12 protein-coding genes are annotated in these 13409 nt (G+C 72.0%); 4 read left to right on the top strand and 8 right to left on the bottom strand.

Features of this window, described 5'->3' with window-relative positions:
- Positions 1-15: 15 nt before the first annotated feature.
- Positions 16-552, top strand: a complete 537-nt coding sequence (locus ACSBPG_RS07280; RefSeq protein ID WP_435536467.1) for an SRPBCC family protein — start codon at positions 16-18, stop codon at positions 550-552.
- Positions 553-677: 125 nt separating this feature from the next.
- Here the strand turns inward: ACSBPG_RS07280 and ACSBPG_RS07275 are convergent, their stop codons facing one another.
- The 3 genes from ACSBPG_RS07275 to carB all read right to left on the bottom strand — a co-directional run bounded on the left by ACSBPG_RS07275 (position 678) and on the right by carB (position 5294).
- The gene (locus ACSBPG_RS07275) at positions 678-1229 is read right to left on the bottom strand and encodes a cold-shock protein (RefSeq protein WP_435536466.1); all 552 of its coding nucleotides are present in this window, start codon (positions 1227-1229) and stop codon (positions 678-680) included.
- Between the two features lie 257 nt (positions 1230-1486).
- The gene (gene greA / locus ACSBPG_RS07270; protein WP_435536465.1) at positions 1487-1960 is read right to left on the bottom strand and encodes a transcription elongation factor GreA; all 474 of its coding nucleotides are present in this window, start codon (positions 1958-1960) and stop codon (positions 1487-1489) included.
- Between the two features lie 82 nt (positions 1961-2042).
- Complete coding sequence (carB, locus tag ACSBPG_RS07265; protein ID WP_435536464.1) at positions 2043-5294, bottom strand: carbamoyl-phosphate synthase large subunit; 3252 nt, start codon at positions 5292-5294, stop codon at positions 2043-2045.
- A 243-nt stretch (positions 5295-5537) separates the two neighbouring features.
- Between carB and ACSBPG_RS07260 the strand changes: the two genes are divergently transcribed.
- Both ACSBPG_RS07260 and ACSBPG_RS07255 read left to right on the top strand, forming a co-directional pair.
- Positions 5538-6332, top strand: coding sequence for a hypothetical protein (locus ACSBPG_RS07260; RefSeq protein WP_435536463.1), 795 nt, complete (start codon positions 5538-5540; stop codon positions 6330-6332).
- Positions 6333-6334: 2 nt separating this feature from the next.
- On the top strand, positions 6335-6691 hold the full coding sequence (locus ACSBPG_RS07255; RefSeq protein WP_435536462.1) for a hypothetical protein: 357 nt from the start codon (positions 6335-6337) through the stop codon (positions 6689-6691).
- A 31-nt stretch (positions 6692-6722) separates the two neighbouring features.
- Here ACSBPG_RS07255 and ACSBPG_RS07250 read toward each other — a convergent pair whose 3' ends face one another.
- The 4 genes from ACSBPG_RS07250 to ACSBPG_RS07235 are packed head-to-tail and all read right to left on the bottom strand — an operon-like array spanning position 6723 to position 10360.
- Positions 6723-7220: a DinB family protein gene (locus tag ACSBPG_RS07250; protein WP_435536461.1), complete on the bottom strand. Its 498-nt coding sequence runs from the start codon at positions 7218-7220 to the stop codon at positions 6723-6725.
- 11 nt (positions 7221-7231) lie between these two features.
- Positions 7232-7846, bottom strand: a complete 615-nt coding sequence (locus ACSBPG_RS07245; protein WP_435536460.1) for a pyridoxamine 5'-phosphate oxidase family protein — start codon at positions 7844-7846, stop codon at positions 7232-7234.
- A 13-nt stretch (positions 7847-7859) separates the two neighbouring features.
- Positions 7860-9863 carry a DNA translocase FtsK gene (locus ACSBPG_RS07240; protein ID WP_435536459.1) on the bottom strand — a complete coding sequence of 668 codons (2004 nt, stop codon included), beginning with the start codon at positions 9861-9863 and terminating at the stop codon, positions 7860-7862.
- Complete coding sequence (locus ACSBPG_RS07235) at positions 9860-10360, bottom strand: PAS domain-containing protein (RefSeq protein ID WP_435536458.1); 501 nt, start codon at positions 10358-10360, stop codon at positions 9860-9862. Before ACSBPG_RS07235 ends, ACSBPG_RS07240 begins: the two co-directional genes overlap by 4 nt.
- 301 nt (positions 10361-10661) lie before the next feature.
- On the opposite strand from ACSBPG_RS07235, the gene ACSBPG_RS07230 reads away from it, so the two are divergent.
- Positions 10662-12734: a methyl-accepting chemotaxis protein gene (locus ACSBPG_RS07230; protein ID WP_435536457.1), complete on the top strand. Its 2073-nt coding sequence runs from the start codon at positions 10662-10664 to the stop codon at positions 12732-12734.
- A gap of 25 nt (positions 12735-12759) precedes the next feature.
- Here the strand turns inward: ACSBPG_RS07230 and msrA are convergent, their stop codons facing one another.
- Positions 12760-13401 carry a peptide-methionine (S)-S-oxide reductase MsrA gene (gene msrA, locus ACSBPG_RS07225; protein ID WP_435536456.1) on the bottom strand — a complete coding sequence of 214 codons (642 nt, stop codon included), beginning with the start codon at positions 13399-13401 and terminating at the stop codon, positions 12760-12762.
- Positions 13402-13409: the final 8 nt, after the last annotated feature.

Raw genomic sequence — 13409 nt, 5'->3', positions numbered from 1 at the left:
GCGAGAACCTGCCTGATGCCGACACGACTGCTTGCCATCGCCGCCACGCTCCTGATGCTGGCCTCGCCCGCCGCCGCCCACGGCCCGACCCCGCGCAAGGCCGAGGAGAGCGTCGTCATCGCCGCCAGCCCGGACGCGGTCTGGGCGGTCGTCAGCGCCTTTCCCGACATCGCCGCCTGGCACCCGATGATCACCGCCAGCGCGGCCGACCCCCAGGCCGGGGCGGGAACCACGCGGACGCTCACCCTCGACAACGGTGGGCAACTGGTCGAAAGCCTCGACGAGATGGACGCCGCCGGCAAGAGGCTGTCCTACCGCCTCTTGAAGGAGAACGTGGAGGCGTTCCCGGTCAGCTTCTACTCGGCGATCCTGACGGTGAGCGCGGCGCCGGAAGGCGGCAGCCGGGTGGTGTGGTCCGGGCGCTTCTACCGCGGCGACACCGGCAACTATCCGCCCGAGACGCTCGACGACGCCGCGGCGGAAGCGGCGATGACCCGGTTCTTCCGGTCCGGGCTCGACGGCCTGAAGGCGAGCGTGGAACGGAAGTCCTGAGACGAGGAACCGGGCCGGCCGGCCCGGCACCGCACATCCGGCACCGCACACGCGAAAAAGGCCGCCCCGGGGGGCGGCCTTCATTCCGTTGGCAATCCGTTCGACGGTGCGGCGCCGGCCGGGGATCAGGCCAGTTCGATGCGCTCCGCCTCGGGCCCCTTGGCGCCCTGCCGGACGGTGACGCGCACCTGCTCGCCGTCGGAGAGGCCGTTGATGCCGCACCGCTCCAGCGCGCGGATGTGGACGAAGATGTCCTTGCCGCCGGTCGACGGTGCGATGAAGCCGAAGCCCTTGGTCACGTTGAACCACTTGACCGTACCGTCGACCGTTTCGGTCGGGCCGGAAGGCGCACGGTCCCAGCCGCCGGCGCTGCCGGTGCTGCTGCGGGCCGGACGGGGGGAAGCCGTCGCCGTGGACAGGTCGACCGAATGGATGTTGGCCACCTGCGGCCCCTTCGGTCCGCGCGACAGGTCGCACACGATGGTCGCGCCGTCGGGCAGCGCGTCGTGTCCAGCAAACTGAAGAACAGTTGAGTGGAGGAACGCATCCGGTGAACCGTCGTCCGGCGTCACGAAGCCGAAACCCTTGGTCGGATTGAACCACTTGACGGTGGCGCGGATGTTGCGGTGGGTGATCTCGGGAGCGCGGAAGGCCCCGCGCTGCGGGCGGTCGAACATCAACGGTCTCGTGCGAAGTGACAGGCCACGACCCCCTCGTGGGCCGCGACACAGTGAGGATGACCCACAATCACCCGCATTTCAACCAGGAATCCGTGGACGGCGCGCCGAGCGTCGCCGACTGACGCTGGTGCTCAAAAGAATCGCATTCGGCTGCCGGAAATGCCCGCGGGAGGATCGGCGGTGCGGCCGGAAGCGGCCGGCCGCACCGTCGCCGCGGGGGGCTGCGCCGGGTGCCCGGCGACTCCGCCGCCCGCTCAGCGGTAGGAGACGGTGACGATCTCGTAGAGCTTGGAACCGCCGGGGGTGGAGACCTCGACGCTGTCGCCGATCTGCTTGCCGATCAGGGCGCGGGCCAGCGGCGACTGGATGGAGAGGAAGCCGTTCTTGATGTCGCTCTCGTCCTGACCGACGATCTGATAGGTGGTCTCCTCGTCGGTGTCCTCGTCGGCAAGGGTCACGGTGGCTCCGAACTTCACGGCGTCGCCCGACAGCTTGGAGGGATCGATGACCTCGGCCCGGCTGATCTTGTCCTCCAGCTCGGCGACGCGGCCTTCGATGAAGCTCTGGCGCTCGCGGGCGGCGTGGTACTCGGCATTCTCCGACAGGTCGCCGTGCTCGCGAGCCTCAGCAATCGCCTTGATGACGGCCGGACGCTCGACGGCCTTCAGGTGCTTCAACTCTTCTTGCAGGCGTTCGAAACCTGCCGCGGTCATCGGCACTTTTTCCATGTCTTCAGTCCATCACCAAGCCAACGCGTCGTGCGGAGAAAGATAGCGGCGCGGGGGGCGGGCCTCCGCGCCGTCATCCGTCTCAGTACGATCCGCTAAGGTACGACTGGAGCGGCGCGACTTCAAGGCTGCCGTTTCGCAGCGCCGCGATGGCTTCCACCGCCGCGCGAGCACCGGCGACGGTCGTGTAGTACGGCACGTTGTAGGTGAGCGCGGTCCGCCGCAGGCTGAAGCTGTCGGACAGCGCCTGCGCACCCTCCGTGGTGTTGAGGCCGAGCTGGACTTCGCCGTTGATCATGGCGTCGACGATGTGCGGCTGCCCCTCGACCACCTTGTTGATCGGCTCGGCCGGCAGGCCGGCCGCCTTCAGGAAGGCGCAGGTGCCGGTGGTGGCGATCAGCCGGAAGCCCATCTCGTGCAGCTTGGTGGCGATCGGCACCAGGGCCGGCTTGTCGCGGTCCTTGACCGAGATGAAGCAGGTGCCGGTGACCGGCAGGGTCACCCCGGCGCCGAGCTGCGACTTGGCGAAGGCGAGCGCGAAGTTGTGGTCGAGCCCCATGACCTCGCCGGTCGACTTCATCTCCGGGCCGAGCACGATGTCGACGCCGGGGAAGCGGGCGAACGGGAACACCGCCTCCTTGACCGCCGTGTGCGGCGGCGTCGGCCCGTTGAGCGTGAAGTCGGCCAGGGTCTCGCCGGCCATGAGGCGCGCCGCGATCTTGGCGATCGGCGTGCCGGTCGCCTTGGCGACGAAGGGCACGGTGCGGCTGGCGCGCGGGTTGACCTCGAGGATGTAGACGGTGCCGTCCTTCACCGCGAACTGCACGTTCATCAGGCCGACGACGTTGAGCGCCCGGGCCAGCGCCTCGGCCTGGCGGTCGATCTCGGCGATGGTCTGCGCCTTCAGCGAGTAGGGCGGCAGGGCGCAGGCGCTGTCGCCGGAATGGATGCCGGCCTCCTCGATGTGCTCCATCACGCCGGCGATGTAGACCGCCCCGGTGCGGTCGGCGACCACGTCGACGTCCACCTCGATGGCGTCCTGGAGGTAGCTGTCGATCAGCACCGGATTCTTGCCCGACACCTTCACCGCCGTGGCGATGTAGCGGTGCAGGCCGGCCATGTCGTGGACGATCTCCATGGCCCGGCCGCCCAGCACGTAGGAGGGCCGGATGACCACGGGGAAGCCGATGCGGGTGGCGACGGCCTCCGCTTCCTCCAGCGAGCGCGCCAGCCCGTTGGCCGGCTGCAGCAGGTCGAGCTTGTGCAGGAGCTGCTGGAAGCGCTCGCGGTCCTCGGCCAGGTCGATGGCGTCGGGCGAGGTGCCGAGGATGGGGATGCCGGCCTTCTCCAGGGCCTCGGCCAGCTTCAGCGGGGTCTGGCCGCCGAACTGGACGATGCAGCCGAGCACGGTGCCGGTGCGCTGCTCGACCCGCACCAGCTCGATCACGTCCTCGGCGGTCAGCGGCTCGAAGTAGAGGCGGTCGGCGGTGTCGTAATCGGTCGACACCGTCTCCGGGTTGCAGTTGACCATGATGGTCTCGATGCCGGCCTCGCGCAGCGCGTAGACGGCGTGGACGCAGCAGTAGTCGAACTCGATGCCCTGGCCGATGCGGTTGGGGCCGCCGCCGAGGATCACCACCTTGCGCCGGTCGCTCGGCTCCGCCTCGCACTCCGCCGCACCGCTGCCGTCGGTCTCGTAGGTGGAATACATGTAGGGCGTGCGCGACGGGAACTCGGCGGCGCAGGTGTCGATGCGCTTGTAGACCGGGGTCACCCCGGCCGCGCGCCGGGCGGCGGCCACGGCGCCCTCGTCGCGGCCGGTCAGCTCGGCCAGCCGGGCGTCGGCGAAGCCCATCTGCTTGAGGCGGAGCCAACCGGCGGCGTCGCCCGGCAGGCCGTGCCCGCGCACGTCCGCCTCGGCGGCGACGATCTCGGCGATCTGTTCGAGGAACCAGGGGTCGTATTTGGAGGCCTGCTGCACCTCGGCCACCGTGAAGCCATGGCGGAACGCCTGGGCGATCACCAGCAGGCGGTCCGGCGTCGGCTTGGCGAGCGCGCCGCGGATGGCGGTCGGGTCGGGGCTGTCATCGCCGCCGATGCGCACCTCGTTGAAGCCGGTCAGGCCGGTCTCCATGGAGCGCAGGGCCTTCTGCACCGATTCCTGGAAGGTGCGGCCGATCGACATGGCCTCGCCCACCGACTTCATCGAGGTCGTCAGCAGGGGTTCGGTGCCGGCGAACTTCTCGAAGGTGAAGCGCGGCATCTTGGTGACGACGTAGTCGATGGTCGGCTCGAAGCTGGCCGGGGTGACGCCGGTGATGTCGTTGTCCAGCTCGTCCAGCGTGTAGCCGACCGCCAGCTTGGCGGCGATCTTGGCGATGGGGAAGCCGGTCGCCTTCGACGCCAGCGCCGAGGAGCGGCTGACGCGCGGGTTCATCTCGATGACGATGAGGCGGCCGTTGGCCGGGTTGACGGCGAACTGCACGTTGGAGCCGCCGGTGTCCACCCCGATCTCGCGCAGCACCGCGATCGAGGCGTTGCGCATGATCTGGTATTCCTTGTCCGTCAGGGTCAGCGCCGGCGCGACGGTGATGCTGTCGCCGGTGTGCACGCCCATCGGGTCGATGTTCTCGATGGAGCAGACGATGATGCAGTTGTCGGCGCCGTCGCGCACGACCTCCATCTCGTACTCCTTCCAGCCCAGCACCGATTCCTCGATCAGCACCTCGCCGACCGGGCTGGCGCGCAGGCCGCCGCGCACGATGTCCTCGAACTCCGCCCGGTTGTAGGCGATGCCGCCGCCGGTGCCGGCCAGGGTGAAGGAGGGGCGGATGATGGCGGGCAGGCCGACGAACTCCAGCGCCTCGAGCGCCTCGCGGTAGTTGCGCACCAGGCGCGAGCGCGGGCTCTCCAGGCCGATCTTGTCCATGGCGTCGCGGAACAGGATGCGGTCCTCGGCCTTGGCGATGACGTCGCGCTTGGCGCCGATCATCTCCACGCCGAGGCGCTCCAGCGTGCCGTCGTCGGACAGCGCCATGGCGGTGTTCAGCGCGGTCTGCCCGCCCATGGTGGGCAGCAGCGCGTCGGGGCGCTCCTTCTCCAGGATCTTGGCGACGACCGCCGGGGTGATCGGCTCGATGTAGGTGGCGTCGGCCAGGCCGGGGTCGGTCATGATGGTCGCCGGGTTCGAGTTCACCAGGATGACCCGGTAACCCTCCTCGCGCAGCGCCTTGCACGCCTGGACGCCGGAGTAGTCGAACTCGCAAGCCTGGCCGATGACGATCGGCCCCGCGCCGATGATGCAGATGGACTTGATGTCTGTGCGCTTGGGCATGGCGGTCCGCTTTTCGACGTTCGGTCAGCAAAAGCCCCCTCCCGCCGTGGCGGGGGGAGGGGGCGTATGTCGTGCGAGGGCACTTTATAGGCACTAAGCGTCCGGGTGGGAAGGGGTGGTGTCGCCCCCTCCGCCACCGGCTTGAAACAATGGGGCCGCGCCGTGAAACGCCCCCTTGCGCCTGCGGGCGAACGGCGTCATCAATCGGCCGTCCCCGCTCCCACCTCCCCGGCCGCCTCCGTCATGACGCACGCCTTCGCCAAAGACAGCCGCGCCTGCGCCGCCTGCGTCTCGTGGGGCGGCCAGCGGTCGCTCGCCGCGGACAACACGCTGGTCCACGTCGCCCGCTACAGCGTGGAAGGGGAATGCCGCACGGCGATCTCCCAGGACTACCGGAAGATCACCAAGTCCTACCACACCTGCCCGGCCTGGGCGCCGCTGCCCATGCTGAAGTCGCACGGCGGCCGGCCGGAGCGGGTCGCCGCCCCGGCGGCGGCGGCCGCCGCCGGGGCGGCCGCGGCGATCGGCGCGCCGGCGGCGGCGCGCCCCGCGGCCGAGCCGGCACCCGAGACGGACGTTCCCGTCTGCTCCTCCTCGCCCCTCGACGTCGACATGGCGCCGCCGCAGGCCCGCATCCTCTACACCTACTGGCGCCGGCTGAAGCAGCAGCGGGCGATGCCGGCGGCGGTCGACATCGACACCGCCCACATCCGCGAATGCGTGTCGCGGCTGGCCCTGCTCGAGCCGGTGCAGGGCGGCGCCGACTTCCTGTACCGGGCCTGCGGCCGCGCCCTGCAGCGCCGCATGGGCTTCCGCCCCGTCGCCCGGGCGCTGACCGCCTGCCATGCGCCGGAGGCGGCCGACCGCTGGCTGGCCGACCTGCGCGCCTGCCTGGCCGCCGGCGAGCCGCGCTGCCAGCTCGTGCGCAACGACCCGATCCTGCCGGAGGCGCGCTACGTCGAGCTGCTGCTGCCGCTCGCCGACGCCCAGGGGCGGGTGGCGCTGGTGATGGCCTACCGCCACCTGCCGGGCGGCTGAGCGTGGCCGGGCCCGCTCCGGCGCCGGACGGCGGTGCGGCGATGGACGTCTGGCCGGCCGCGGTGTGGATCGTCGCCGGCGTGCTGGGCTTCGCCGTGGCGCCCTGGGCCTACGCCACCTGGAAGGGCATCCTCTATTTCGTCGTCGGCACGCCGCCGCTGCTGCTGGTGGCCGGCGGCGCCACCCACCGCTTCCACCGCACCGTCGCCGCCATGGTCGCCGAGGTCTTCCAGGACCGGGGGACGACCGCCGCCTTCGCCACCCTGGTGATCGGCCTGATGCTGCGCGCCGTCGAGGCGGTGCTGGTGCTGTCGCTGGCGCGCGGCGCCCTGGCGATGATGCAGGCGGGGCCGGGGTGATTCGACGGCCGGTGGCCGCGGCGGCCGGCCGTCAGAGGTCGCGATCGCGTAGGAAATAGATGAAGTCCAGCTCCGGCGCGGCGTGCCCCAGTTGCGACAGCAGGGTGTGGGCCTGGCCGCGATGGTGGGTCTGGTGGTTGAAGACGTGGGTCAGCACCTGGGCGAAGGGCTGCTCCCACGGCTCGCCGCGCATGGTGGTGTAGGACAGGGTGCCGGCGAAGCGGTCCGCGTCCTGGGCGTCGACGACGCGGACGATGCGCTCGTCCTCCGCCTCGCGGGCGGCGCGCAGGGCGGCGAACTCGCGGTGGAGGATGGCGTCGAGGGCGGGGGGCTGCGGCCCGGTCCCCTCGATGCGGCGCATCCAGGCCCGGTCGCCCACCAGGATGTGGTTGAGCGTCCCGCACAGAGAGCCGAAGAAGGCGCCGCGGTCCTCGTGGAACCGGGCCTCCGGCACCGCCGCCACCGCATCGTAGAGGCGGCGGTTGGCCCACCGGTTGTAGCGGGCGAGGTCCTGGAAGTGCCCTTTCATTCCGTCCCTCCTCAATACAGGGTCCTGGCGAGGCGCTCGGCCAGCGCGCGGTCGTAGGCGTCGCCGCCTTCGTGGCCGGCGCTGGCCTCGGCCAGCAGGGCGCCGGTGGAGGGCAGGGCGCTGCGCGCGACGTGCGCGGCGGGGTCCCAGAGATGCGAGCGCACCAGGGCGCGGGCGCACTGGAAGAAGACCGACTCCACGGCGACCACCAGCACCGTCTTCGGCGCCTGGCCGTTCACGGCGAAGCCGGCGCACAGCCCGGCGTCGGCGCTGATCGCCGCCCGGCCGGCCACCCGCAGCGTCTCGGCGACGCCCGGGACCAGGAACAGGAGCGCCAGGCGCGGATCGTGGATCAGGTTGCGCAGGCTGTCGATGCGGTTGTTGCCGCGCCGGTCGGGGATCAGCAGCGTCCGCTCGTCGCGCACCCGCACGAAGCCCGGCGCGTCGCCGCGCGGCGACGCGTCCAGGCCCGCCGGCCCGGCCGTCGCCAGCACGCAGAACGGCGACGCCTCGACGAAGGCCCGGTAGCCGGGGGTCAGGCGGTCCGTCTCCTTGGCCACCGAGGCCCCCGCCGGCCGGCCGTAGAGGGCTTCCAGCCCGGCGACGTCGGTGACGAAGGCGGCCATGCCGTCCCGCCGCCTAGACGCCGGCCCGCTTCGCCGACAGGCCGGCGATGGACAGCAGCACCTCGCGCTTGCCCTGGTGGTTGGCGGGGGAGACGACGCGCTCCTGCTCCATGCGCTCGACCAGCCGGGCGGCGCGGTTGTAGCCGATCTGCAGCTGGCGCTGGATGAAGGACACCGACACCTTCTGCTCGCGCACCACCAGGTTGACCGCCTGGAGGTAGAGGTCGTCGGCCGAGCCGCCGCCGGCGGCGTCCTCCTCCTCCTCGGCGATGATCTCCTCCTCCTCCTCGGTGATGGCGGTGACGTAGTTGGGGGCGCCCTGGGCCTTGACGTACTGGACGATCTCCTCGACCTCCGAATCCGAGACGAAGGGGCCGTGGACGCGGGTGATGCGGCCGCCGCCCTGCATGAACAGCATGTCGCCCTGGCCCAGCAGCTGCTCCGCCCCGGCCTCGCCGAGGATGGTGCGGCTGTCGATCTTCGACGTCACCTGGAAGGAGATGCGGGTCGGGAAGTTGGCCTTGATGGTGCCGGTGATGACGTCGACCGACGGGCGCTGGGTCGCCATGATGAGGTGGATGCCGGCGGCGCGCGCCATCTGGGCGAGGCGCTGGATCGCCGCCTCGATCTCCTTGCCGGCGACCAGCATCAGGTCGGCCATCTCGTCGACGATGACGACGATGAAGGGCAGCGGCACCGGCTCGTTGGAGGCGAGGTCGAGCAGCGCCATGTCGCCGTCGCCGCTGCGCGGCGGCAGCTTCTCGCCCTTGGCCGCCATCTCGGCGACGCGGGCGTTGTAGCCCTCGATGTTGCGCACGCCGAGCCGCGACATCGCCTCGTAACGGTTCTCCATCTCCCGCACGGCCCAGCGCAGGGCGACCACCGCCTTCTTCGGGTCGGTCACCACGGGGGTCAGGAGGTGGGGGATGCCGTCGTAGACCGACAGCTCCAGCATCTTGGGGTCGACCATGATGAAGCGGCAGCGGTCGGGCGGCAGCCGGTAGAGCAGCGACAGGATCATCGTGTTGATCGCCACCGACTTGCCCGAGCCGGTGGTGCCGGCCACCAGCAGGTGCGGCATGCGGGCGAGGTCGGCCACCACGGGGTCGCCGCCGATGTCCTTGCCGAGCGCGATCGCCAGGTGCGCCGTGGAGTCGCGGAAGACCGGCGCCTCCAGCATCTCGCGCAGGTAGACCATCTCGCGCACCGGGTTGGGCAGTTCGACACCGATGACGCTGCGGCCGGCGACGATGGCGATGCGGGCGGTCACCGCGCTCATCGAGCGGGCGATGTCGTCGGTCAGGTTGATGACGGTGGCCGACTTGGTGCCGGGCGCCGGCTCCAGCTCGTAGAGGGTGACCACCGGGCCGGGGCGGACCTCCATGATCTCGCCGCGCACCCGGAAGTTCTTCAGCACCGTCTCCAGCTGGCGGGCGTTGCGCGCCAGCACCGTCTCGTCGTGCTGCTGCTGCGGCCGCGGCGGCGGCGGCTGCAGCAGGGTGATGGGCGGGAACTGGTAGCCCGGCTCGGCGGGGGCCTGGGCCAGCGCCTCCCGGGCCGTCGGCGTCTCCGGCCGCGCCGCCTGGGAGGCCGGCGTCACCGACGCCTGGGAGGCCGGCGTCACCGCCGGCTGCACCGGCGTGGCGAGCGTCGGGGCGGCCTGCGGAACCGCTTCCGGCGACGCGGAGGGGGCGGCGGCGGCCGGCGCCGCCGGCGCGGGCTCGGCGCGCGGCGCCTCCGCCGGCGCCGCCTCGACGGCCCAGTCGACGCCGGCGAGGAAGGCGAAGCCGGCCACCACCGCCAGCGCCTCCTCGCTGAGGCCCGTCGAGTACACGGTGCCGGCGCGCGGCGTGCCCGGCAGCACCTCGACGTCCCACTGCGGCCGGCCGTCGGCGCGGGCGTTGGGCACCAGGTTGAAGGGGCGGCCGTTCAGCGCGCACCACAGATTGAACTCGTCGGCGGTGACGACGCCGTTCTGGGTGGCGGGCGCGGTGAGATGGGGCGTGCGCGGCTTCATGCCGGTGATCTCGATGGCGAGGGGGTGGCGACGGGGCGGGGCGGTCCGGCGGGGCGGTCCGGCGCCAACTCATAGGCGGCGACCAGCAGCTTGTCGACGGCGACGCCGTCGCTGCTCAGGGGCAGGACGAGGCGCTCGAAGGTGCGGTCGCGGCCGTCGAAGTTGCCGGTGTAGACGCGCGCCAGGGGCAGCCGCTCGCGCAGCGCCGCCTCGTACTCCGCGGTCAGCAGGACGCGCTGCGGTTCGGGCAGGGCCTCCAGCGTGTGGCCGAGGCGCGAATGTCCCCAGGCCGCCGCCAGCGCCCGGCCGTAATAAGAATAGACGAAGTCGTCCTCGCCGATCACCTCGAAGATGACGATGTGGTCTTTCCACGGTCGCAGCTCGGACGGTGAAATGGTGCTGGATACCGGCGGGTTTCCCGACGAGCACTTCGCGAGCCAGAAGTCCAGCAGGCGGTTGAGTGCCGGCGTCGCCAGCTCTGTCTTTAGCGTCGTCATCAAGGGGGCGGTTTCGCGACTGGGGCCACGTGCGGGGCTTCGAGGAGCCGGCGGAACCATACCCGCATCGCCCATCGGCGCGCAACCGGTCCCAGGTCCGGTCCCAGGTCCGGTCGCACGGGCCGGTCGCACGGGCCGGTCCCTTGCCGGCCGGTCCGGCGGATGATCGTAAACATTCATGCGAATGCCATGAGAACGATCGGCGACGCGTGCTAGCGAGCGACGGAACGCGAGCCGTGGTCCGGGGGCCTCCTTCCCCGGCTCTCCCCGCGTGCCCCCGATCCAGCAGCGGAGAGCCTTCATGACCTTCTCGGATCTGTCCATTCGCGCCAAGGTGCTCGTCGTCGCCGGTCCGATCGCCCTGGCGGCGTTCGCCGCCGTGTCCTGGATCGGGGTCACCTCGATCATGGACGCGGCCGAGGAGGGGGCGCTGGAGCAGCTGCGCATCGCCGCCGGCCGCTACGCCGCCGAGGTCGGCGCGGCCGTCGGATCGCCGGTGGCGGCCACCGATGGAGCGGCGAAGGCGATCGAGGGTCTGCTGGCGGCCGGCGCGGTCGACCGCACGGCGCTCGGCGAGGCCGTCAAGGGCACGCTCGCCGGGCTGCCTCACGTCGTCGGCATGACCTTGGCATTCGAGCCGAACGGGCTGGACGGACGGGACGCCGCGTTCAAGGACCATGCCTTCGCCGACGCGACCGGCCGCTACGTGCCCTACTTCTATCACGCCCCCGGCGGCATCGCGGTCGAGACGCTGGTGATGACCAAGGAGGCCGGCACCGAGGAGTGGTACGACAAGCCGGTCCGTGAGAACCGCAGCCTGCTCACCCCGCCCTACACCTATCCGGTGAACGGCAAGGAGGTGCTGATGACGACCGCGAGCGTCGTCGTCCACCGCGGCGGCCGGCCGGTCGGCATCCTCACGGTCGACCAGGCCCTGACCTCCCTGTCCGACACCCTGGGCAGGCTGCGCCCGCTCGGCGTCGGCACCGCGTCGCTGATCGGCGGCGGCGATCTCTGGGTGGTCAATCCCGACGCCGCGCGCCTCGGCAAGCCGGTCGCCGACCGCGCCCTTCTTCAGGCGGCCGCGGAGGCGGCGCGGGCCGGAACGGCCAACCTGGCGGGTACGGCGCCGGACGGCCGCGAGATCCTGCGCGTCCTGGCGCCGGTGTCCTTTCCCGCCGTGGGCGAACGCTGGACCCTGATGGTCGAGGTGCCGCGCGACGCGGTGATGGCCGCCGCCGGCCGCACCCGCCTGCTGCTGCTCGGCGTGTCCGGTCTCGGGGTGCTCGTCCTCTGCCTCGGCCTGTGGGCGGCGGCGCGTTCGGTCGCCCGCCCCATCGGCGTGCTGACGGCGACGCTGTCGCGCCTGGCCGAAGGCGACCTGACCAGCGCGGTCGAGGGCACCCACCGCGGCGACGAGGTCGGCGCCATGGCCCGCGCGGTCGACGTCCTCAAACAGCATTCCGCGGAGGCGCGGCGCCTCGCCGCCGAGCAGGAGCGGCTCGAGGCGCAGGCCGAGCAACGCCGGCGCGACGGCATCCTCGCCGTCGCGGCGGAGTTCGAGACGACGGTGCGCAGCGTCGTCGGCGCGCTCGCCGGCGCGGCCGCCCGGATGCGCGGCGAGGCCGGCACGCTGCAGACCCTGGCCGCCGACGGCGAGGCGCGGACGAACGCCGCCTCCGAGGCGACCAGCCAGGCCAGCGCCAACGTGCAGGCCGTGTCCTCGGCGGCGGAGCAGATGGCCCATTCGGTGACGGAGATCGCCCGTCTGGTGGCGCGGTCGGGCGAGATCGCCCGGGCGGCGGAGAGCGAGGTCAGCGGCACCAACGCCACCGTCGACCGGCTGGCCGACTCGTCCCGCCGCATCGGCGAGATCACCGGCCTGATCCAGAACATCGCCGGGCAGACCAATCTGCTGGCGCTCAACGCCACCATCGAGTCCGCCCGCGCCGGCGAGGCCGGCAAGGGCTTCGCCGTCGTCGCCAACGAGGTCAAGGCGCTGGCCGGGCAGACGGCACGGGCGACCGAGGAGATCGCGTCGCAGATCGCCGTCATCCAGCAGGTGTCCGCGGAAACCGTCGAGGCGATGGCCCGCATCGCGCAGACCATCGGCGAGATGAACGGCTTCGGCGCCACCATCGCCGCCGCGGTCGACGAGCAGGAGGCCGCCACCCGCGAGATCGCCCGCAACGTCCAGGAGGCGGCGGTCGGCTCCAGCGAGGTCGCCCGCAACGTCGAGGGGCTGGCGGGCACCGCCCGCGCCATCGGCAGCGCGTCGGGCGCCGTCAGCGGCGCGGCCGCCGACGTGGCCGAGAAGATGGGCGAGCTGGAGATGGCCGCCGACGCGCTGCTCACCAGGATGCGCGCCGCCTGACGCGGCGCGCGCCCCGGCCGCCCGGTCAGGCCACGCAGCGCACCCCGGTGCCGCCGAGGCCGCAGTACCCCTGGGGATTCTTCGCCAGGTACTGCTGGTGGTAGTCCTCGGCGAAGTAGAAGGGCGGGGCGTCGCGGATCTCGGTGGTCACCGGGCCGTAGCCGGCCTTCGCCAGGGCCTGCTGGTAGGCGTCGCGCGACGCCTCGGCGGCGGCGCGCTGGGCGTCGGAGTGGACGTAGACGGTGGAGCGGTACTGGGTGCCGACGTCGTTGCCCTGGCGCATGCCCTGGGTGGGGTCGTGGGCCTCCCAGAACGCGGCGAGCAGCGTCTTGACGTCGACGGCCGCGGGGTCGTAGACGACGCGCACGACTTCGGCATGGCCGGTGCGGCCGCTGCACACCTCCTCGTAGGTCGGGTTCGGCGTGTGGCCGCCCTGGTAGCCGACCGCCGTCACCCAGACGCCCGGCACCTGCCAGAACTTGCGCTCCGCCCCCCAGAAGCAGCCGAGGCCGAGGTCGATGACCTCCATGCCGGCGGGGTAGGGCGGGGCCAGGGGGTGGCCGTTGACGACGTGGCGCTCGGCCACGCGCAGCGGCGTGCCGCGCCCCGGCAGCGCCTCGGCGGGGCTGGGGATGGTCGGGGGCTTCGCGCCGAAGAAACCCGGCATGGGACGAC

Source organism: Azospirillum sp. ST 5-10 (assembly GCF_051225715.1).
Classification (GTDB): Bacteria; Pseudomonadota; Alphaproteobacteria; order Azospirillales; family Azospirillaceae; genus Azospirillum.
This window is presented reverse-complemented; position numbering and strand designations above follow the sequence as displayed.